General features: G+C 32.8%; 18 protein-coding genes and 1 pseudogene. 1 reads left to right on the forward strand and 18 read right to left on the reverse strand.

All coding sequences use genetic code 11. From position 1 onward, the window contains the following. Window positions 1-22: 22 nt before the first annotated feature. From JHK62_RS02515 to gyrA, 17 genes and pseudogenes are all read right to left on the reverse strand, one after another. A complete protein-coding gene (locus JHK62_RS02515) occupies window positions 23-1,309 on the reverse strand; it encodes an MFS transporter (protein ID WP_199575101.1) in 1,287 nt (428 codons plus the stop codon). 17 nt (window positions 1,310-1,326) lie between these two features. Next, the gene (locus tag JHK62_RS02520; protein ID WP_199575102.1) at window positions 1,327-1,950 is read right to left on the reverse strand and encodes a TetR/AcrR family transcriptional regulator; all 624 of its coding nucleotides are present in this window, start codon (window positions 1,948-1,950) and stop codon (window positions 1,327-1,329) included. 244 nt (window positions 1,951-2,194) lie between these two features. Further along, window positions 2,195-3,298, reverse strand: a complete 1,104-nt coding sequence (locus JHK62_RS02525) for a helix-turn-helix domain-containing protein (RefSeq protein WP_199575103.1) — start codon at window positions 3,296-3,298, stop codon at window positions 2,195-2,197. 12 nt (window positions 3,299-3,310) lie between these two features. Then, entirely contained in the window at window positions 3,311-4,078 is a 768-nt protein-coding gene (locus JHK62_RS02530; RefSeq protein WP_199575104.1) for an FUSC family protein, read from the reverse strand. Beyond that, window positions 4,075-4,989 (reverse strand): ABC transporter ATP-binding protein, encoded by a 915-nt coding sequence (locus JHK62_RS02535; protein ID WP_199575105.1) that lies wholly within the window; start codon window positions 4,987-4,989, stop codon window positions 4,075-4,077. Before JHK62_RS02535 ends, JHK62_RS02530 begins: the two co-directional genes overlap by 4 nt. Beyond that, the gene (locus JHK62_RS02540; protein WP_199575106.1) at window positions 4,986-5,186 is read right to left on the reverse strand and encodes a PLDc N-terminal domain-containing protein; all 201 of its coding nucleotides are present in this window, start codon (window positions 5,184-5,186) and stop codon (window positions 4,986-4,988) included. Before JHK62_RS02540 ends, JHK62_RS02535 begins: the two co-directional genes overlap by 4 nt. A gap of 537 nt (window positions 5,187-5,723) precedes the next feature. Beyond that, on the reverse strand, window positions 5,724-6,332 hold the full coding sequence (locus JHK62_RS02545; protein WP_199575107.1) for a CPBP family intramembrane glutamic endopeptidase: 609 nt from the start codon (window positions 6,330-6,332) through the stop codon (window positions 5,724-5,726). Window positions 6,333-6,512: 180 nt separating this feature from the next. Next, window positions 6,513-6,692 (reverse strand): annotated as a pseudogene (locus JHK62_RS02550) (SAP domain-containing protein); the annotation flags it as partial. Between the two features lie 18 nt (window positions 6,693-6,710). Then, window positions 6,711-7,262, reverse strand: coding sequence for an RDD family protein (locus tag JHK62_RS02555; RefSeq protein WP_199575108.1), 552 nt, complete (start codon window positions 7,260-7,262; stop codon window positions 6,711-6,713). A gap of 173 nt (window positions 7,263-7,435) precedes the next feature. After that, window positions 7,436-8,830 carry a serine hydrolase domain-containing protein gene (locus JHK62_RS02560; protein ID WP_199575109.1) on the reverse strand — a complete coding sequence of 465 codons (1,395 nt, stop codon included), beginning with the start codon at window positions 8,828-8,830 and terminating at the stop codon, window positions 7,436-7,438. Between the two features lie 123 nt (window positions 8,831-8,953). After that, window positions 8,954-9,688: a DNA alkylation repair protein gene (locus JHK62_RS02565; RefSeq protein ID WP_199575110.1), complete on the reverse strand. Its 735-nt coding sequence runs from the start codon at window positions 9,686-9,688 to the stop codon at window positions 8,954-8,956. A gap of 3 nt (window positions 9,689-9,691) precedes the next feature. After that, window positions 9,692-10,192, reverse strand: a complete 501-nt coding sequence (locus tag JHK62_RS02570; RefSeq protein WP_199575111.1) for a hypothetical protein — start codon at window positions 10,190-10,192, stop codon at window positions 9,692-9,694. A gap of 71 nt (window positions 10,193-10,263) precedes the next feature. Continuing rightward, window positions 10,264-12,321 (reverse strand): ligand-binding sensor domain-containing protein, encoded by a 2,058-nt coding sequence (locus JHK62_RS02575; protein ID WP_199575112.1) that lies wholly within the window; start codon window positions 12,319-12,321, stop codon window positions 10,264-10,266. 206 nt (window positions 12,322-12,527) lie between these two features. Further along, window positions 12,528-14,093, reverse strand: coding sequence for a glutamine-hydrolyzing GMP synthase (guaA, locus tag JHK62_RS02580; RefSeq protein ID WP_199575113.1), 1,566 nt, complete (start codon window positions 14,091-14,093; stop codon window positions 12,528-12,530). A gap of 167 nt (window positions 14,094-14,260) precedes the next feature. Next, on the reverse strand, window positions 14,261-17,263 hold the full coding sequence (locus JHK62_RS02585) for a GBS Bsp-like repeat-containing protein (RefSeq protein WP_199575114.1): 3,003 nt from the start codon (window positions 17,261-17,263) through the stop codon (window positions 14,261-14,263). Window positions 17,264-17,363: 100 nt separating this feature from the next. Continuing rightward, window positions 17,364-18,104, reverse strand: a complete 741-nt coding sequence (locus JHK62_RS02590) for a class A sortase (RefSeq protein WP_199575115.1) — start codon at window positions 18,102-18,104, stop codon at window positions 17,364-17,366. Continuing rightward, complete coding sequence (gene gyrA / locus JHK62_RS02595; protein WP_199575116.1) at window positions 18,097-20,568, reverse strand: DNA gyrase subunit A; 2,472 nt, start codon at window positions 20,566-20,568, stop codon at window positions 18,097-18,099. Before gyrA ends, JHK62_RS02590 begins: the two co-directional genes overlap by 8 nt. A gap of 187 nt (window positions 20,569-20,755) precedes the next feature. Between gyrA and JHK62_RS02600 the strand changes: the two genes are divergently transcribed. Continuing rightward, window positions 20,756-21,739: an L-lactate dehydrogenase gene (locus JHK62_RS02600; RefSeq protein ID WP_199575117.1), complete on the forward strand. Its 984-nt coding sequence runs from the start codon at window positions 20,756-20,758 to the stop codon at window positions 21,737-21,739. Window positions 21,740-21,806: 67 nt separating this feature from the next. Here JHK62_RS02600 and nox read toward each other — a convergent pair whose 3' ends face one another. Continuing rightward, complete coding sequence (gene nox / locus JHK62_RS02605; protein ID WP_199575118.1) at window positions 21,807-23,177, reverse strand: H2O-forming NADH oxidase; 1,371 nt, start codon at window positions 23,175-23,177, stop codon at window positions 21,807-21,809. Between the last annotated feature and the right edge of the window lie 23 nt (window positions 23,178-23,200).

Raw genomic sequence — 23,200 nt, forward strand, 5'->3', positions numbered from 1 at the left:
AACTTTCTCTGATTTCAATCATTTATAGGCTTGTAGGCATTGACTGTTGAGGCATTTTTTCTAAACTTGTAATGGCTTTACCGCGACTTAAAAAAAGAGCAACTAGTAGCATTAAGACACCCATAACGATAATCATAAGTCCAAGACCACGTCCTTTACCAGTACCAATCACTTGCCCGAGTGAAGAGGCTAAAAGACCATTTTTTGCCATGAGTGGTTCAAATAATTTGTCTGCTAAAATGCCTGAAATCAAATAAGCAATGACATAGCCAATCTGGGTTAAAAAGCTAATCAACCCACAAATCCTCCCTTGCACTTCATTTGGCATCTGTATTCTGATGAGAAAGTCGGCACAGGTGTTGACAATAGGTAGTGTTGCAAAGAAAAGGAGTGTGACAGACAAGATGAAAATGATTGACGTTGATAAACCAATCAAACTCATAAAAAGACCACAAAACACCAAAGAAAGTATTAAGAGTCTAAAATAATGTTTTTTAACGCCGATGACACTAATAACAATACTTGATAGCAACATACCAAAAGCACTCAGTGTTTGGATTAAACCAGCGGTTTTAATACTATCAATAGCAAGTAACATGGGGGTTAGTGCGATTTGAATGAAACCGATGAAAAAACACATTAAAGCCATGAGTAAGACGAGTTGTCTAACGCCCTTATCTTTTAAAAGATAGGCTAGTCCTTCTTTTAATTCCTGCTTGAAAGACAGTTGCTCTTGTCTTGGTTTTGCGTTTGCAATCTGTTTTCTCACCATGCTAACGATACTAACAGTCACAACAATGGTTAGGATATCAAGGATTAAAATCAACTTGATGTCAAAGCTAGTCAGTAACAATCCTGCTAGAGCTGGCGAAATAAGGTATTTAACATTTCTTGCAATTTGCACAAGACCACTGGCCCTACTGTACTCCTCTTTTGTGAGTAAATCTGTAACCGTTGCTCCATAAGCAGGATCAAGTAAGGAAACAAAGACAGCATTGATGGTGACTCCGATAATGATGGGCCATAAGCCTGTATTTCCCACTTGCATGTTTATCAGAATAAAGAGCAAACCAAAGGCAGAAAACAAATCGCCACAAATCATAAGTAACCTTCTATCGTAACGGTCTGCCAAAACACCACCCAGTGGATTAAGAAGAATGGTGGGAAAATATGCTAAAAGCGTGACAAGAGACACAGAAGCCACACTACCAGTTAATTGATAAACGTAGACAGATAAGGCAAAGGCTGTCATACCACTACCAATGTTTGATATGAGTTGCCCTATCCAGATTTTCATAAAATGTTTCATGGCAAGCTCCTTGACAATTAACGAGAGATTTTATCAGCCAAAGAAAAACTCCCAGCAGGTAGGTCAAACATTTTTTCACCCAAACATAAGAGTGCCTGAGTCATTTCTTGCTTTTCAGTAGGGGTCATCATAATCACATCACCATCAAAAAGTGACAATGCTGACGTGAGAAAAATTTGGATGTATTGTTTGGGAAAATCAGCTTGAAAAATTCCTTGTTCAATCCCTTCACTGACAATCGTTTCAAGAATTGGTGTTAGTTTTTCAATAGCCTGCACCAGAGATTTTTGATAGAAAATACCGTGTTGCGAGTGGTGAACTGTCTCTTTCAAGCGACTATCCACTTCTTCTTCAACATTCATCACTAAAAAGACTTTGAGGAATTTATCAATAGCTGACAAGGACGCATCGCTAGCCACTTGTCTTGCTCGAGCAACAGCCATATCCGTAATCTCCTCGATAATCGCATCAAGCACCTCTTCTTTAGAGTTGAAATAATAATAAAATGTTCCTTTGGCGATACCAACACGATTTAAAATGGCATTAACACTGGTTTTTTCATACCCATTTTGAGCAAACAAGACCTGAGCTTCCCGAAGAATGTCATGCCGTTTAACAAAATAATCCTTACTAGAGTCCATAAGATAACCTTCTTTTCACATAAAGTTGTCGACCATCGGTCTACAATTACAGTATAATCCTCTTAAACACATTTGTCAAGAATTTTAGACCATCGGTCTACTATATTTTATAAGGGATTAGAGGACAAAAAAACCTCACTATCTGTGAGGTTTGACGATTATAGTTGACCACCAACACCTTTATATTTCTCAACAAAGGCTGATAGTTTTTGAAAGACTGATTGTTTTTTGATTTCCCAATAGTTCATTCAAATTTCTTTTTTAGTTTTTCAAGGAGAACATTAATATTTTTATTATTTCTAATAGCTACAAAAGTTTCGTCATTATAAAACAAATTAAAAACGGATTGTACAATCATTTTATCACTTCTATTTGATTTCTTACCTACGGTAATATTTTGATCAATCCACTCTTCAATACGATTAAAATAAGCATCTCCTTTTAATGCAAAGTCTTTTTCTTTCATCAAGATTAATTCATTTAAAGCGTCTTCTGCATATTTTGAGCCATTTTTAATGTCATGAGTTTCTAAATATTTTTTTGCAGCTAAGAGATAAAAATTAATAACAAGTCCTTTATTTAATTCCTTAATGTTAAATGTATCTATTAATTGTTCCATTCTCTGTGATGTTTCCTTCCAATTTGATAGATTCATTGTCATTTGCTGCATTAATAGATTATAGAGATTAAAAAGTTCTTTATATAAAAAGATTTGTGACTTCTCTTGTGCCAATTCTAAATCTTGTTTTTGAATATAAGCACTTACAACCAATGTTTCGGTTTCAATTAACCGTTCTGTCTCAGGTAGCAGTTCTAATACTTCATCAAACTTTCCTACTTGCAATAAACAAACAGACGCCATACTTGTTGCCAAGTTTTTTAGAGTAAGGTCTTTAGTTTCTACTCTCACTCTTTCAAATAAGTTTATAATATAGTCCATATGTTCTTTTAAAGTATTCTTATCTTCTAAAAACTCAATATGGTTGACTAAGAATAAACCAATTGAATAGATTAACGGAAAACAAGAATAGTATTTTTTAACAAGCTCTTTACTAGTTTCCAAAACAGCTTCAAAAGATTCAGAAGCTACTTTATCCATTAAATCATAGATAATTTTTCTAATTTGACTCTCAGATAAATTCGCCTCATATCCTATTAGTTCATCAATTGTTATATTAAAGTAGGAAGCAATTTTAGGTAATAATAAAATATCAGGGTGACTTTGTCCTGTCTCCCATTTAGAAACAGCAGCCTTTGTTACCATTAAAAATGAAGCTAAATCATCTTGTGTTATATTTTTTTCTTTTCTTTTTTTCAAAATGATATCTGCTATAGCAATTTTTGTCATAGTAAAATCCTCCTAAACTATTTGTCTTTTTTTAATTGCTATTAAAGAAGAAATAATCACGACAAAAGTTAAAATAATCGTAATTACAATTGGAAAGTGAAAAACAGTTGTGTTTGTATTTTTTAACACATCTAAAGAATTAGTGACCAAATAAATCGGGAAATACTTGTTCCAATCAGTTTTGATAGAAAGTATTAGCTGAACAAGCGTCACCACCCCAACAAATGATAGTGTACCAACAGTTGACCCTGTCGTAATGCCACCTAAAAGTTCTATAGAAAGTAGTAACACGCCAAACAAAAAAGGAAGACTTAAGGCAAATAAAAGTAATTCAATGCTAATGGTGTTTTCAAAAAAATACCCGGTATAAAGCCATGTTATAGTAAAAGCGATTAGACAGGAAGTCATCCAAATGATAAGACTCACAAAAAACTTGGCCATAACCACAGCATTTTTTGATAATCCTTTTGAAAATAAATTTACCAAAGTGCCTTTTTCTAGTTCGATACTCATTTGATTACTAAATACTAAAATAAGTGTCAACATTCCCATTTGACCAATGTTTTTAAAAAACTGCGCCCATGAATCAAGTTCTGTTGGCTCAGGCATTTGAATAATGACGCCATTAGTTGAAACTGACTCTAAAATTATTGGCGTCAATTTTGCTATTAAAGAACTTAATAAACCAAATAAGGCAAAAATAATAAGCATTAAAAACAACTTTTTATTCCTACTGTATTCTAATAATTCTTTTTTAATAAAGATTAAGCACATTTTCATTCTCTGGTTACCTCCAAAAAAATATCTTCAAGGCTTGCTTCCATCACTCTCATTTCTTCAGGGAAGATGCTTAAGTTATAGAATTCTCTCATAATGGCTTTACGTTGATTCTCATCTGTTCCTTCAATAACAATAGTATTATTTTCTTCAACGATACTTTCTTTTATTATTTTATCAGAATGTAAAAATTTCTGTTTATCTCCTAAATTAAAAAATTTGATTTCAATATTAGATTGTCTCTTTATTTCTTTTAATTTGGAAATTTCTCCACTTAAAACATTTTTTCCTTTGTTTAAGATTATCACATGATCACAAATCGCTTCAACATCAGACAAAATATGTGTCGAAAAAATGACGGTAGTTTGACCTCTAATTTTTTTGATAATCTCTAGAATTTCTTTTCTACCAGAAGGATCTAATGCTGATGTCGGTTCATCACAAATCAAAATTTTAGGCTGGTTTAATAAAGCTTGGGCAATTCCTAGACGTTGCTTCATTCCTCTAGAAAATCCCCTGATTTTTTTATTATACTTCTCTAATCCTACCAATTGGAGAAGATAATGACTTCTCTCTCTAATTTCACTTTTAGATAATCCTGTAATTTCACCACATAGTTGTAAATATTCCTTTGGCGTCATGTAGCCATAAAATTCAGGAACATCTGGTAGGTAACCAATGTACTTATTAGTAGAGGTTTCGCCATAGTGCACCTCTTCATTAAAAATCTTTATGCTACCACTATCAATTTTTAAGAAACCCAAAATCATATTCATCGTTGTGGTTTTACCAGCACCATTTCTTCCTAAAAGTCCTAAGATCGAATTTTTTGGAACATTAAAAGTTAAGCCATTAAGTACTTGGTTTTTTCCAAATGTTTTTGACAATGATTTTATTTCTAAAGCGTTTTTCATTTTTCTTCTCTTCCTGTCACAAAATAAAGAATAGGGCCAAGAATTTGAATGATAATAACGATCACTATCCAAAAAGCTTTATTTCCAAATTTAAACTTTTCTTGTTTTAGTACACTTTTTAAAGCAAAAATCATTAAAATAACTTCCAAGAAGATGATAGGTAGCAAAGCTGGTAAATAGTCTTTTAAAGAATTCATGATTATCCCTCCTAATATTATCTTTATAAGTATAATAACAGTTAACATAGTCAATAATCAAGCGACTTATTGTTGACTTTTTTCGTTGAAAGTCAACTACAAGGAAACATAATGATTTCATTATCAATGTAACCAAATCAAAATAGCATTTTAGTTAATCTCGATATTTAAAAATTAATTTTACATAATTAATAAAAAAGGAAACATACAAATCTTAGAATACAAACATTGCTAAGATTTATATTTCTTCATCAATTCTAATTTACTTGTCAATAATTTTTATGGTTCATTCCTTTTGTTTTCTATTACATTTTTTTGAAAGGAATTCGCTATATTTCCATTTGCATACTTTTTGAATCTAAATTTTTTAGAAGCTAGGTCATCTAAAATCAATTGTTTAAATCATCTAACGTAAAATAAAAGCAGAGTAGATGATATCAAATCAATCTACTCTATTAATTTAGTACTACTCTAGTCTTATCTAAATTTCTTTGTCAAAAATGCTTTCTATTATTTTTTTAATGATAAATTCTAAATTTATATAAGCATATAGGCTGCGCAAATCCCTGAAAAAATATTTGACAAAGAATGAATTATCCAGCTTGGGATAATTGAACCGTGAGCAATTTTCTCATTGACATAACCCATAGAATATGCAATTAATCCTGTAAAAATGACAATAAGTAAAGACTTAATTATTCCAACGAGAGGAATAAACATAACACCATGAAGTAATGCAAACAAAATTGCTTGGACACAATTTCCGTATGTGAATCCAAACTTATTTGATATTCTCTTTAATATAAAACCTCTAAAGATCAGTTCTTCTGGAAACGCAGTATTAAAAACCGCATAAACTAAAATTGCTGGAAGTGCCGATAATCCTAAACCTTTGAATACAGAAGTTGCCATTTTAATATTCTTTAGACTTAATAAAATTATCGCTCCTAATATCATAAATAAAATAGATAAAGTTATTATGGCAAGAATGATTCTTTTCTTGTTTCCAGTTATTTTCTTTAATCCTATCCAATGAGTAAATTTTTCTTGCTTTTTTCCAGAAAAATACCACCAAATAAAAGGTATTAGAGAAAATAATGTAATCTGAACTATACTAGCTAAAATTTTATCTAATAATAATGTCATTGTCCCTTACACCTCCCGATTTCTAATTTTATTTGATTAATATACTATTCTTAAATTTTTTAATTGTAAGATAGCCTCCTTTCATTCAAATAATAACTAATCAATTGCACTCATTTATATGATACCTACACCATTTTTTGTCTTTTCATACTCGATGGTTTTGTTACCAAATCAATTTCATTTTCTAATCAAATACCCATCAAAATAAGCTTTGATAATCTGATTTAATTCTTTCTTGGTCCCACGATATTCCAAGTCCAGAGACTTACAAATTTCTGCCAGTTCCTTACGATACCAATAATATTTTTCAAATTCGTCAAAAGATTTAATGCTTTTAAAATCAGGTCTATTTTCAATCACCAACAACTCTCCCCACTATTACTTATCATCCATAGAATCAATGACAGCATGATTTAACTGTGAAGGATGCGGTGCTTGCACCTGAGAACCGGCTAAAAAATCAGCAAAATGTCGTTTATCTTCTCGAAGAATCCCCATGGCAAACATATCCAACATAAGACCGATGCTTAGAATTTGTAAGACAAGGCTAATGGTATCAAAATCATGGTAAATGCCGTGAATGGTAGCTATATGCCCCAACTGCCAAGGTAAAAATTTAATCACATTTCTGATGAGAGCGAAGCGAAACTGCTTCTTCTTGAAATGAATTCTTAACCCTGTTTTCTTCTTACCAATACTACCACCACGCCAATCAAGGTAAGAAAATAGCAAAACAATTGGAACAACAGACGTCATTGTAGCTATTAGTTGTGACGTAACCTCTGAAAAAAGAGGTATGCCACCAAAGAACAGTTGATAAAATAAGGTCGCTATTAGAAATAACAAAGCGAGGTAGCCAACAATCACTAGCCAGTCAATAAATAATTCTTTTAACCTTGTTTTGAGTGGGATGTCATTATTTTTTATCATTTTAACTCCTTCTTAACCGTCTAATCACTGTTTTACAAGAGTGATAATCATTCACATAAGTGATGAAAAACACTAAAAAATTTTATTTCTCTTATGATTATTCTCAGCTTTATTATACCATACCTAAAAGTTTCGTTATGTAGAATTGGTAACCAAAAAGACTCTAGATTATACTAGAGTCCTTTTGGTTTCGATAGGAAGGTTAATTTCAACTTGTATAATCCTGTAATTGCTAGAATTATTGCATTAACGTACAAAACAAGCCACAAGTCTCTTGCAAATGACCATATTACCCATGAAGGTGTTTCTAAAAAAATAGGAATTCCAAATAAAACTAATGGGATAACAATATGTCTAACGGTATCGATAAAAGATAAAAACCATGTTTTTTGCTTTGTTTTCCATTTTGAAATTGTAATCAAAGAATAGAAAGAAATCATGCTTAATAATAAACAAAACAAATCAATTAATCCGTGAAAAACTAAGTAAGTATTTTCTTTAAAATCATCTCGAGTTTCTCCCAACAAGGGATTTATAATATTCTGAATCAAGTTATTTGTTACTAAATAATCATTCGTGTTAACTAATACTACAACTGCTTTATCTTCTTCTGGCAAAATAAACATACTAGAAGTATAGTTTTCGACTAAACCAGCATGCCAAATCATTTTCTCCTGAAACATTTTTTCTGAATACTGCCAACCCATTGCGTAAAAATAATCACCTTGATTGACTGAAACACCATCATAAAACATGCTTTCAATACTCGATTGGCTAATGATATCATTACCACCTTGCAAATACATCTGTAGATACTTACCCAAATCAGAAGCACTTGCTGATAAGTAACCAGCGGGCACATTGGTCCAAGTTCCTTTTGAAATCTCTTTAGGGTATTCTGCATGACTTTCAATAGGAATACCAAAATAATTTCTATAGCCTTTTATCAAGCCATTTTCATAGCTTTTTTCTAAACTAGCAGCTGAATTTTTCATGCCAAGTGGTAAAAAGATATTCTCATTAATATAGTCTTCATAAGTCATTCCACTAACATTTTCAATGATTAGACCTAATAAACCATAATTAGTATTTGCATAGACATGTTGACCATAGAAATTTGTTGATTTCAGTTCACCAAATCTCTGAAATTGAGTAATGCCACTCGTATGATTCAGTAAATCTCTGACAGTAATATTTTTAGAATTTTTGTCTTCAATAAACCATTCTGAGCAATCAATGTATTCAGAAATTGGACTATCTAAGTTGATTTTCCCAGCTTCAACAAGTTGCATAATCGCAAGAGCTGTGAAAGATTTACTCATAGATCCTATAATAAAGGGAGTCTCTATTGTTACATTATTTCCATATGTCTTTGAAAATAAAACCTGCTCTTTATCCACTACAACAATTGCCATAGCGGGAATATGATAATTTTTAACATCTTGACGGATTTGTAAATCTATCTTTTCATAGTCAATACTATCTGAATTAGCATAGGTGGTAGATTGAGTTAAGCCAAGAAAAATAATACTTAAAAATACGATAAAATATTTTATACGTACTAACATCCTAACTCACCTCCACTTTTGATTATAAGTTTTAGTCTTTTTTATTTTCACTACAATTGTACTTCATTTAGCTAATGAACTTAATGTAATACATGAGTTTAAAGTAGCAATCAAAATCTAGCATCACTTGACATTACGTGAACCATGTTTAATAACCCATTGACATTCTTTACTGATATCGCCCTTCTCCCAATCGTTAACGATATAATAAAACTTTTCTTCATCTTCCTTATATAAGTCATTGAGATTGTTAGCAACACTTTTTTGAATGTATTTGTCTTTATCATCTTTTAAATTCGTTAGGATTTTAAAATACTGGTCAAAGTTATCTAAAGCAGTATATAGCTTCTTTGCCCATGGCAGTCTGATGCGAAGACATTCACTGGAAAGTCTCCTAACCCTTTCGTTTTCATCAACACTCCACTCTTCCAACACTGTCATCGTTTCTTTCGTATATTTTTTTATTAGTGGTCTCATGCAATACTCTGACGTAAATCTTTTTGTCAGTTCTTTACTGAAGGTTAGACTAGCCTCTAAGTAATCATCACCATATCGTTCGACATATTTTCCAATAGGCCAAAGCCACCAGCCTTCAGAAAAGGCACCAGCATTTCCTTTTAATTCATCTCCCAGCATTTCATAAAAAATCAAAAGTGTCTCTTCATAGCCTAAATTGATAGACTCATAGAGGGCTTTCGCTATTAAGTCCTGTCTTTGATTAAATTCCAGTTGTTCAATGGTATTACTTGTGAGTTCAAGAAATTTTTCACTATTAAAATCGTTACTTATTGCTGCTATCTTATTTGACATCATTTTTAAGTAATCAATATCATAATAGTCTTTCACTTTTTTAGCCATTTTTTATTCCATATTCTTAAGATTTTTAATAATATTAATGATAACAAACCATAAATAAGCAATAAAGCCATTAAGTAAAACACCAAAAGTGTTGAATTCAGGTCTTAGATTACCATAAACTGATAATAAAGAAAAAACTAAAAAGACGATTGGAAGAACAGAGCTTGGTATCTCATTTTGAGCAAACTGTTTTTTTAATTTTCCAGTGTACCATAACGTAATAATCTGACCAATAATAGTAAATAAAAGGACTATAAATCCAAAAACAGCAAGAAAAATTCCTCCTGTAACAGCAATTTCAGGATTAACTTCTCCAGCATTCTCCAAACCTAAACCGGCAAGTAAACTACCACCAAGAATAACAGGAATGGCAATAATTAGAGTAATGATAATGGCTATGATAGCAAATATTCTTAATAGTTTAGCAACGACAAAACCTTTTTCTGAAAGTCCTTTTTTGTCGTTAGGGTCTACATTTTTAAACAACAAATTAAAATTATTCATAATAGTTTATCCTTTCTATAAACAATGATAAGATTAAAAATTTATAAATAAATTGTAATCAATGTACAATCTTAGATTCTATTAATATCCTCTCTAATTTCAGTTATTTCATTATCTATATTAGTTAGTTCAGAATTGATAGAATTAATTTCATTATAAATTTTGTGACAAAAGCTTTCTTTTATTTTTCTTATTATTTTAATTAAGTTAACTTCTTTTTTCTTTTCCTTTTCTATTGAATAAATTAGAGAAAGAATAAAAGGTATCGAACCAATAATATATAAATATTTTTCAATTTTATCCCAAGTAAAACAAACAATAATACTAAAGATTATAAAATAAATTATTAAAGATAATTTGATTAAGCTTTTAAAAAATTTACATTTTTTTTCCATCTTTTCATTAAGGATTATCTTTTGATTTACTAATTGTTTTTTTCGTGCTTCTTTTTCTTGTAGTAATTGACGCTTTGATTGTAAAAGTTTTTCTTTTATTTTCGAATTCTCTTCTTTTAATTTGTTTTCAACTTGAATTTTAACATTTATTTCATTCTGTAATTGTTTATTTTTCTCAACTTCTTTTTCGGTTTTTATTTTTTGATAATTAAACTCTTCTATAAATGAATCAAGACTATCTTCTTTTATTGTATTAAGTATATCTTGAGAATTACTTGCCTTTATTTCCTCGGCATTTAATACTTTTTCTCTAAGATTTGAAATTCTGGCTGCCGCTTGCTCTTTGGTTATATCACCTTTTTCAAAATGATATCTTAACTCTTCATATTTTTCTCCAACACTTTTATTTAAAACATTTGATAAAACTATTTGTGCTTTGCTAATTACATTAAAAGATTTTGGCAAGATCTCTTTCCCAAATCCTTTATTGAGTTTAAACCAAAATTTATTAGTCAAGAAGCTTAAATCAGTAGCAAGAGGAACATTGCCATTCTCTTTAAGCAAATCATCCCAAGCTACTTTAATTGTAATTGAATTTCCAGTTAGTAAAATATATTTTATATTTTCAAAATTTTCTTCCCTTAAATTTCCTCTAAGAATTGAAATATAGTTTAAGAACTGTAAGTAAGGATAAGGATCTTTTCCAATTTCTTTTTCAACTTTTTCAATTAATTCATCATTAATAACATTGTACTCGTAATTGTTTTTATCAAAATAGTTTTGATAAGAATCTTCTGTTATCCCAAATTTTTCTAGAAACATAAAAAAATCTGATCTTTTTGAAATTACATCACTAGCTGAATGACAACCATTTATAATTGAAACCATTGCAGTATTGTTTTGATCAGGTCTAGTATTTTCACTTATAAATTTTTCTGCTTTATAGAAAAATTTTTCAATTTCTTCTTTAACTTCCGTAAAATACTTTAACTTAATTATTCTCTTTTTAGCTTTCGTGTTTATTTCCTTTACTAAAGAATAAAAATCCATAGCTAAATTTTTAAATAGCTCACCATTATAACCAGCTAAATGAAATAATATTTCTGTGTCAACATATATAGTTAATTCATTTTTCCAAGAACCAATTTCGTTTACATTATTATTAAATTTTATTCCAGTGTAAATTATTACACCTTCTCTTATTAAATTAAGATGGCTTCTAAATTCATAATTATTTTCATTTTCTAATATAAAAGCAGATATATATTCAATATATTTTTCTCCATTACTTCTATCTAGTAAAAAACTATAAAAGGTTCTTGAAGCTTCTTCTATATCTTTATCAGTTAGTTTTCTTAAAGTTTTTTTCTCAATATATAAAATAAGATTTTTAAATATTTCTTCGTTTCTGATTTGATTAGTTTTTTGTGACTCATTAACTGAAGATTCTTTAATCACTGAAATATCAGAAATTGAATAAATACCATTATTTCTTCTAACAAAACTCATTTTTGATAGTGATGTTTTTACTACAGCAGTAGGTATTTCAAATTCATAAATAGAATTAAGCTTTTCTGTAATCTCTGTTAAACTAAATTCATAAATACGTTTGCTTTTAATAATTTCACTCAAAAAAGCTGATATAACTCCATAGACATCTTTTTCGGAATCATAAAGTTCTCTAAATAGTGCTAAAGAAGCTAATAATCTACTATCTTCACCTATTTTTTTCATTGAATCTCCAAATCTAAAATAAAAATTTAATTTTTAGAATATATTATTTAATAGAATCTATCCTTAATAGACAAATAATATTATTCTATAAAAATTTCATTTTTAATTATAATATTATTTGTTATAAAAATCAATATGTTAATATTTTTAAAACCATAACTTAAAAGTTATGGTTTTAAAAATTAAGTTTATACAACAAAGTTCTCCTACTCCCACTCTACTGTTGCTGGTGGTTTACTTGTAATATCATAGACAATACGGTTAACGTGGTCTACTTCATTAACGATACGTACTGAGATTTTTTGAAGGACATCCCAAGGAATCTTAGCAAAGTCTGCTGTCATCCCATCAACTGATGTGATGGCTCTAATTGCAATGGTATAGTCGTAGGTACGACCATCTCCCATAACTCCAACTGAGCGTACACCGGTATTAACGGTGAAGTATTGCCAGATGTCACGGTCAAGTCCTGCTGCTGCTATTTCTTCACGCAAGATAGCATCTGATTCACGAACGGTTTTCAAGCGCTCTTCTGTGATTTCACCAATGACACGAATGGCTAATCCTGGTCCTGGGAATGGTTGGCGCCAAACAATCTCATCAGGCATACCAAGTGCTGTTCCAAGTGCACGTACTTCATCTTTAAAGAGTGTGTTTAACGGTTCAATGAGTTCAAATTGCATGTCTTCAGGCAGTCCACCAACATTGTGGTGTGACTTGATGGTTTGCGCTGTCTCTGTGCCTGACTCAATGATATCAGTATAAAGAGTTCCTTGCGCAAGGAAGCTCACGTCTTTAAGTTTACTTGCCTCATCATCAAAAACATAGACAAACTCGTTGCCAATGATTTTACGTTTCTTCTCAGGATCATCAACGCCAGCTAATTTATCAAGGAAACGTTTTTGCGCATCCACTTTAATGATGTTAAGGCCAAACTTACCGCCAAGCATCTCCATGACTTGCTCAGCTTCACCTTTACGAAGCAAACCATGGTCAACAAAGATAGATGTCAATTGGTCACCAATTGCTTTTTGAAGAAGAACACCGACAACTGACGAGTCCACTCCACCAGAAAGACCAAGAAGGACTTTTTTATCACCAACTTTTTCACGGATTTTTTGGATTTCAAGGTCGATGAAATTATCCATAGACCAGCTACGTGAGGCACCGCAGATGGTGACAGCAAAGTTTTTAAGAATGTCATTGCCGTATACAGAATGACGCACTTCTGGATGGAATTGAATACCGTAAAGGTGTTTATCAGTATTTTCAATAGCTGCAAAAGGACAGTCTAGTGATTCCCCAGTCTTAACAAAGCCTTGAGGGATTTCTGTGACCGCATCACCATGACTCATAAGAACAATTTGTTCTTCTGGCGTATTCTCAAATAATTGAGAAGTTTGTGTCAAGTTTAATTGTGATTGACCATATTCACGATTTCCTGCCGTTCCAGCTGGTACCACTTTACCACCCAAAGTATGAGTGATTAACTGCATCCCATAACAAATCCCAAGAACTGGAATTCCCAACTCTAAAATTTCTGGGTCAATTTTAAAACTATCTTCTTCATAAACTGAATTAGGTCCTCCAGATAGGATAATACCAATCGGGTTAATAGCGCGAACTTCTTCTGCAGAAATCTTATGGCTCATCAACTCAGAAAAAATGCCTAACTCACGGATACGACGTGTAATCAACTGATTATACTGACTACCGTAATCTAGGACAATAATTTTTTCAACATCATTTAACATACTAGCAACTGTGCTCATGGGTTCCCTTTCTCTTGTTGTTAAAAACAACCTTTTTTGATATTTTACCATATTTTTAAGCATTACACACTGTAAAATATCATCTTTTTTATATTTGACACTTCTTTAATAAGATATTAAATTTAACTTTTTACAATAAAAAGAGTCAGCTAAAAGCCGACTCCTTTTTAGTCTGTAATTTTGATGAAAGGAACTCCCACACCTTGAACATCTTCTGGTGCATGACTACGTTCAGCAAACAACCTTGCTGTTGGATACCAACCTGTATTTTGACGACTCCAAGGATCTGTGACGTAAGTCATACCATTTTGATAGCCTTTTAAAACAAGTTCATGTGAACCGTTACTGACAAATTTATTATTTTGAACGGCAGCAAGAACATAGTGACCTGTTTTAAGATTGTCCTCTAATTGTTTTTGTGAGCCTAGAACTTCTGATTTAAAGCCGTAAGCCTTATTAGCTTGCAAAATACCAAGAGCAGACGTTCCAGCAAATTTGCGGTTAAATTCTTGTGTTTGGTTGTATAAATAGTCCGCGACATTATACGGTTTAATATCCTTACCACTTAAAGCAGAATAAACCATGCTTAAAGCTGTTGGGACACAGCCTGTTACACCAAGGCTTTGGCCACCATAGTTTTTACCACTCCATCTAGAATCCCATTGAAGATAATAAGGCATATTGTTATAGTCTGTTCTTTTAACCGTTTGTGTGGTAGCTGTGACAAAATACATCTTGCCATTTTGTTTTTGGTAAACGTGGATGTGATAAGTACCAGTATCAGAGTGATTAACAACATTAAACATACCATTTGCTTGAAGATATTTTTTAGAGGCATTGTACCACTTCAAATCATTTTGACCATTTTTTTCCGACCAAACAGCATAGACAACATCACCATCTGAATAGAGATTATCAATTTTTACTTGATGAACACCAGTACCAAGATAATCTACTTTTACTGTGCTTGGATTAGTGCCTTTATCAAAATGATATTTTCCTAAATCATAGCCGATTTGTTTACCATTACTTAATTGTAAATAAGTATGAACAGTATAATCACCAACAACATTCTGATGATATTTACCACTCACAGGAATAGTAACTTGTTTTGATCCAGTTGGTCTCAAAACATACCAGTGAATGTTTTCTTGTTTCTTTTCAGACCAAGCAGCTACTTTAAATGTAGTCACATCATAAGAATTGTCTGGTATAGTAATCACAACGTCAAGTGATGCCTGATTAGGCTTATGATTTTTGACGACTACAGTTGGATTTGTAAGGGTAATGACTCCAGTATCAAATCCTTTACTATCAGAAATACCAATTAAACGATTTTGTTCAAGTTGACTTTTACCGTAGATATGAACATTATAGTGACCAGAATCAAAATGATGGTCTTTTATTTGAAAGGTCATTCTGTATTGGGTGTCTGAAAATTTTGTTGTTTCATACCATTTCAAATCGTCCTGACCTTTATTTGTTGACCAAACTGGAACAATAATTTGACTGATATAATAAGGAACATTACTTACAAAAACGGTATAGTTAACATCATCATTTTTAATAATTTCTGTTGTTACAGAAGGTTTTTCAATGGTAAATTGTCTTCCTGTTAAACCTTTATATCGACCATTGTTATAATAAGTATGAATATGATAAGTACCATACCCTTTATGATTAGTATAAGACGCTACTGCTTCTCCAGCTTTATTAGCTTGATACCATTTTAAATCATCTTGACCATTAACATCCGACCATACTGCAAACATGACTTTATCCATTTCAGAAATAAGATTAGAATCAAGCGATAATGCTAAACCTTTAGTGGTCATTTCTACTGACACATTGTTTTTAATCTTTGAGGTATCAATTTGAAATTTACCTAAGTTAACACCAAATGTTTTATTGTCAGTATATGTTGTATACACATGGACGTTATAGTTATCACTGGTATTACTATGATTAAGAATAGAAATTTTAGTCTTAGTTTTCCCCTCTATTATCTTTGGTTGATACCATTTTAAATCATCTTGGCCTTTATTATCAGACCACACAGCAATACTAACATGTTTAACTTTTTGAAGAGACTGACTACCGTCTACAATAACATCAAAAGTAGGATTATATTTATCATAATTTTCAACCCTTGATTTGACATTATAAACCTGATTTTCTTTAACTTGAAATCCCGGTGTGGCAGTTAATCCAACTAAGGATTTTGTTACTCGACTATTACCATAGATATGAACACTATAGTGACCAATATCATAGTGATGATTAGAAAGATTGACAACAAGAGAATACTTTGTTGCTGATTCTTTGTTAGCTTTATACCATTTTAAATCATCCTGACCCTTAATATTAGACCAAACTGGGATAACAATCTCAGATAAAGTTTGAGGAACATTGTCTACACTCACTTTATATTGATGATTATTAAGTGACTCTATAACGGCATCAACCTTTGGCACATCAAGAGTGATCGTTCTGGCATTTAAACCTTTTATGATTCCGTTTGTATTGGAATATGTGTGGATATGATAAAGTCCATAAGAACGGTGATTTGAGAAATTAACATAGGCAACTCCTCCAGATTCAGCGGTATACCACACCAAATCATCTTGTCCCTTATTATCTGACCATACAGCAAATTTTATCAAAGTCCCATTAGGAATTTGAGGATGATATTGAATTCTTAGTCCTGTTTCACCAATAGTAACATCAGTAATTTGATTAGCGTCAATGGGTTGTTTGCTTGTTCTAAATGAGACGCTATTTTCAACTGTTTCTTCTATTTTTTCCTGACTAACTTGAGGACTTGACTCATCGACTGTTTTGTCCATATCTTTATGATCAGACTCTAAAGTATCCTGAGATGAGCTATTGGTAAAACCACTTTCTTCCATAGTACTCAAGGATTCCCTTGTTTCTTCCTTGTAGCTATCTAGAATTACTTCTTTTTCATCATCAATATCTGTTTCTTCATCTACATTATTTGAAAAAACATTCTGGGAATCACTGACTGTATTATCGATTAATTCCACCGGCATATTAGCATCAATAGTGTTTACATTCATGCTATCATCAGCCATAATCGTTGATGAAAATAAGATAGTAGAAGCTACTAGGGAAATGTATAAATAGGATTTCAACCTCTTATACTGCATAATAATACCTCCCAAATTTCTTCTAAAATTATTATACTACTGTTGAAAATAATTAGCAAATAAATATAAAAAAGAGGTGATTAACACCTCCTTTAATAGTTTATAACGAAATTTGATTGTATTGTTTTTCAAATGCTTTTAAAATGGATTGGTCAGCATCGTCAAAAGCTAATTCACCTGTTAATTCACCATAAACAATGGTGCGGTAAGTTGCTTCTGCATCCGTACAGGTGACAAGAGTAATCTGATTTTTGCCTTCCACATCATAGACCACATCAACCCTATCAGGAGTGACTTGTTCAACCATATTGATAGTGTAGACATAGATTTTTTCTTTATCAGTTAGATAAATCTTCATTCCTTCTTTGGCATTATCCAAAGGAGAAAAGAGCATTTGCGAAGAACCTGTAAGGCCAAACACATGGTGACTAGCAAGAGCATAGTTGCCTTGACCCATCACTTGATCTTCTTTCATGGTTCCAGCTCCATAACTCAATGCAACATTGTCTAATCCTTTAAAGATTGGAAGGTTAAGTTCCAAGTCTGGAATCGCAATACCGCCAATAACTGGTAAGTCTTGAGCACTCATTTGTGCAGCAAGGACTGCCTCAACATTTAATGACTCAACATCTTCAAACTTGAAGGTTGATTTGGCTTTCTTGTTTTTATCAATATCTTTTTTATCAACTTTAGTCACCTGATATTTATTGGTATTCCAAGCGATAAGTGTGTTTCTAATCGGCTTATTAAAAATAAGTGCTAAACCAACTAGAAAAAGGAGAAAAACAAGAGTATTGAGTAGAATGCTTTTTAGCTTAGAACGTTTTTTCCTTCTATTCATTCGTTACTGTCTCATTCCCTTCTTCTAAAGTTTCATCAGTTTCTTCAGAATCAACTAGAGCAAATGTCATGATTTTAGCGTTATCATCTAAACGCATCACTTTAACACCTTGAGTGGCACGACCGGTTTGGGAGATACTATCGATACTTGTTCGGATGATAACACCAGTATCAGTAATGATGACGATATCCTCATTACCGTTAACTGTTGTTAGACCAGCCAAGATACCATTTTTCTCAGTGATATTAGCGGTCTTCATTCCTTTACCACCACGACGCTTCGTAGGATATTCAGTAGCGCTGGTTCGTTTTCCGTAACCTTTTTCAGTAATGATGAGAACCTCTTGTTCATCATGTATTGAAGAGGCACCAACGACAAGGTCATCATCTCTTAGATTGATCCCTTTAACTCCTGTTGCACTTCTTCCCATACTTCTAGAGTCGGTTTCCTTGAAGCGAACGGAATAACCTTTTTGTGTTCCCATGATGATATCATTGTCACCATCGGTTAGTAACACATTGATTAGTTGGTCATTTTCTTTAAGATTTAAAGCGATAAGACCATTTTTTCTAATATTTTTAAAGGCTGATACACTGACACGCTTAATCATACCATATCGAGTAGCGAAGAACAAATATTTGTTCTCAAAGTCGTCTGTCTTAACATTGATGATTGTTTGAATTCTTTCGTTTTCATCTAGTTTTAACAGATTAACAACCGGAAGTCCTTTGGCTGTTCGTCCATACTCAGGAACTTCATAACCTTTTAAGCGATAAACTCTACCCAGATTAGTGAAAAAGAGCATGGTATCATGAGTACTTGTTGAAATTAATTCTTTGACAAAGTCGTCATCATTAACACCGGTTCCTTGAACACCTCTTCCGCCACGGCGTTGTGATCGGAATTCATCTTGAGACAAACGTTTGATATAACCTTTATTTGAAAGAGTGATTAAAACATCAGCTTCTTCAATCAAGTCTTCGTCTTCTAAACTTAGAATCTCACCAACCATCAATTCCGTACGACGTTTGTCATCATACTTGCGTTTAACCTCATCTAGCTCTTCTTTAATAATTGTTTGAACACGATGTTGGTTATTAAGAATGTCTGTCAAATCAGCAATTAAGGCAATAAGATCATCAAATTCTTTTTGAATTTTATCACGTTCCAAGCCTGTTAAGCGACGTAGACGCATGTCTAAAATAGAAACACTTTGACGATCAGATAGATTGAAACGACTGATCAACTCAGCCTTAGCAATTGCATCAGTCTCACTATTTCTAATCACTTTAATGACCTCATCAATGTGATCAAGTGCAATTAGTAGACCTTCCAAAATATGAGCCTTTGATTCAGCCTTATCCTTATCAAACTGTGTTCTTCTAACCACTACTTCTTTTTGGTGCTCAATATAATTATCAAGAATTCGGCGTAATGACAATATTTTAGGAACACCTTTTTCAATGGCTAGCATATTGAAACTAAAGTTAGTTTGAAGACTCGTTAATTTGAAAAGATTGTTCAAAATCACGTTAGCACTTGTGTCACGCCTTACTTCAATAACAAAGCGCACACCTTCTCGGTTTGATTCGTCTCGAACAGCAGTGATGCCCTCGATACGTTTCTCTTGAGCTAGCTTAACAATATGCTCATGAATTTTAGTCTTGTTGACCATATAAGGAAATTCAGTGATAATAATTCTTTCACGGCCTGATTTAAGGGTTTCAATTTCAGTTTTAGCACGTAGAACAATGGAACCACGTCCGGTTTCATAGGCACGATGGATACCACTACGTCCCATAACGAGTGCTCCAGTTGGAAAGTCTGGTCCAGGAAGCACTTCCATTAGCTCTTTAGTGGTGACATCTGGATTATCCATCACTAATTTTACAGCTTCAATTGTCTCACCTAAATTGTGTGGTGGAATATTTGTTGCCATACCAACTGCAATCCCAGTCGCACCATTCACAAGAAGATTAGGAAAGCGAGCAGGTAAAACAACTGGTTCTCTTTCACTTCCATCATAGTTATCAATAAAATCAACTGTATTCTTATTGATATCACGAAGCATTTCTAGTGCTATTTTGCTCATCCGAGCTTCAGTATAACGTTGTGCCGCAGCACCATCACCATCCATGGAACCAAAGTTCCCATGACCATCTACTAAAAGATGACGATAACTCCACCACTGTGCCATTCTAACCATTGCTTCATAAATAGAAGAATCTCCGTGAGGATGGTATTTACCCATAACATCACCAGTGATACGAGCAGATTTCTTATGAGGTTTATCTGGTGTAACACCTAACTCATTCATCCCATACAAAATACGACGGTGAACTGGTTTCAAACCGTCACGAACATCTGGTAAAGCCCTGGCTACGATAACACTCATTGCATAGTCAATGAAGCTGTTTTTCATTTCACTGGTTAAATTAACATTGATTAGATTTCTGTCTTGCATTAAAAATGCCTCTTTCCTTTGTTAAAAGTCTTTATTATTATACCATAAAAAGGCTATTTTATCATCTTTGGAACCGCTTTCTGAAAATAATTTACATAAATTTACCCAAAATTCATGACAAAAGACTTACAAAGTGCTAAAATATAGCATGTATTGACATAGTTAAAAATATTAAGGAGATTTTATAATGATTTCAACAAAGCAACGTAAAAAAGTAATTCTGATTGGTGATGGTGCCGTCGGATCATCTTATGCCTTCGCTCTTGTCAACCAAGGTATTGCACAAGAACTTGGTATTATTGATATTTTCCAAGAAAAAACACAAGGAGATGCCGAAGATTTAAGTCATGCTCTCGCCTTTACGTCACCTAAAAAGATTTACTCTGCTACATATGAAGATGCGCACGATGCAGATTTAGTTGTTCTTACTGCTGGTGCTCCTCAAAAGCCAGGTGAAACACGTCTTGACTTAGTTGAAAAAAATCTTCGTATTAATAAAGAAGTGGTTACAAAAATTGTTGACTCTGGCTTTAAAGGTATTTTCCTAGTCGCTGCCAATCCTGTTGATATTTTAACTTATTCAACTTGGAAGTTCTCTGGCTTCCCTAAAGAACGTGTTATCGGTTCAGGAACTTCGCTTGATTCTGCTAGATTCCGTCAAGCACTTTCTGACAAAATAGGTGTAGATGCAAGATCTGTTCATGCCTATATCATGGGTGAACATGGTGATTCAGAATTTGCAGTTTGGTCACATGCCAATGTTGCTGGGGTGAAACTTGAACAATGGTTACAAGATAATCGTGATGTTGACGAACAAGGTTTAGTTGATCTCTTTATATCTGTTAGAGATGCCGCTTATTCTATTATCAACAAAAAAGGAGCAACATTCTATGGTATAGCAGTTGCTTTAGCGCGTATTACAAGAGCTATTTTAGACGATGAAAATGCTGTGCTACCTCTTTCAGTTTTCCAACAAGGTCAATATGAAGGTGTTGAAGATGTCTTTATCGGACAACCTGCAATTATTGGTGCTGATGGCGTTGTAAGACCTGTCAATATTCCTTTAAATGATAGAGAATTACAACAAATGCAAGCCTCAGCTAAACAATTAAAAGATATTATTGAAGAAGCCTTCGAAAAAGAAGAATTTGCTAGTGCTGCTAAAAATTAACAAAAACCTCCATTTTTGGAGGTTTTTAATTAAAAAAACTTAGGTCATCACAACCTAAGTTTTTTTATTATTTCGCTGTTAAAGCAGCCATTGTAATATAATTGTATGGTTGGTTAAAGTGAGGCAAGAAGAAAATATCTAGAAGCGCTAAGCGTTCAATCGTTACTTTTTCTTGGATAGCTAGAGAGAACATATGAATAGCCATAGACATATCTTCTTCAGAAGCCATTTGTGCTCCTAAAACAACACGAGTGTCTTTATCATAAACAATTTTCAAGGTAACTTTATAGTTATCATGCTCAATAAATGCAGGCTTTTGAAGATCACTGAATTCAGTCATTGTTGCATTATAGCCAGCACGTTTCGCTTTTTCTAATGTTAGACCAGTAGAAACCATTTTTAATCCGTAGATAGAAATTCCGTTTGAGCCTTGAACACCAACTGATTCAATTTCATGACCACAAGCATTGTGTGCTGCCACAAGACCTGAACGAACAGCATTTGAAGCTAGGGCAATGTAGTTAACATCATTTAATGAGTTATCATAAACTGTTGCACAGTCACCGATTGCGTAAACTCCTGGAATGCTAGTTTCTTGTTTTTTGTCAACAAGGAAAGCACCGTTTCTGAATAATTCTAGCTTACCATTTCCAAGACCTGTGTTTGGACGGAAACCAACAGCCATGATGACCATATCAACATCAAAGCTTGCTTTATCAGTGATAACACGTTCTACCTTACCATTACCTTCAACAGCAGTTACAGTTTGACCAAAGGCCAACTCGATGCCATGATCTGCCAAGTTTTTACTCATCATTTCAGTTAAGTCACGATCATAGTAACCACCTAAACAAGTATCAGCAACATCAATAAGAACAACTTCCTTACCAAGACGTTCAAAAGCTTCAACTAATTCAACACCGATATAACCAGCACCTACAACGGCAACACGTTTTATATCTTCGCCTTTAAGTTTTTCAATGACTTCTTGAGAGTTTTGATATAACTTAACAAATTGAACATTTTCAAGAGTTGCTTTAAACTCTAACGATCCTTCTTGTAATTCTACTCCTTTGATTGGAGGAATGATTGGTTCTGATCCTGTTGCTAAAATTAATTTTTCATAAGATTCAACATGTTTTGTTTGGCCATCAAGAAGAACATGGACTTCTTTTTTATCGTAGTCGATAAACTCAACTGGAGAGTTCATGTAAACCTTAGCACCAGCTTCTTCTAATTGCTCTTTATTTGAATAGAAAAGTCCTTCTGGTCCAGCAATTTGTTTACCAATCCATAATGCCATACCACACCCTAAAAATGAGATGTTTGAATTTTGGTCAAAAACCACAATTTCATTTTCATCACCATAATTACTTAACATCGCTTTAATAGCAGACGTACCTGCATGGTTAGCTCCAACTACAACTATTTTACTCATATAGTTACCTCTTTATAATTATT

The organism is Streptococcus pacificus, assembly GCF_016481305.1.
In the GTDB taxonomy this organism is placed as follows: domain Bacteria; phylum Bacillota; class Bacilli; order Lactobacillales; family Streptococcaceae; genus Streptococcus; species Streptococcus pacificus.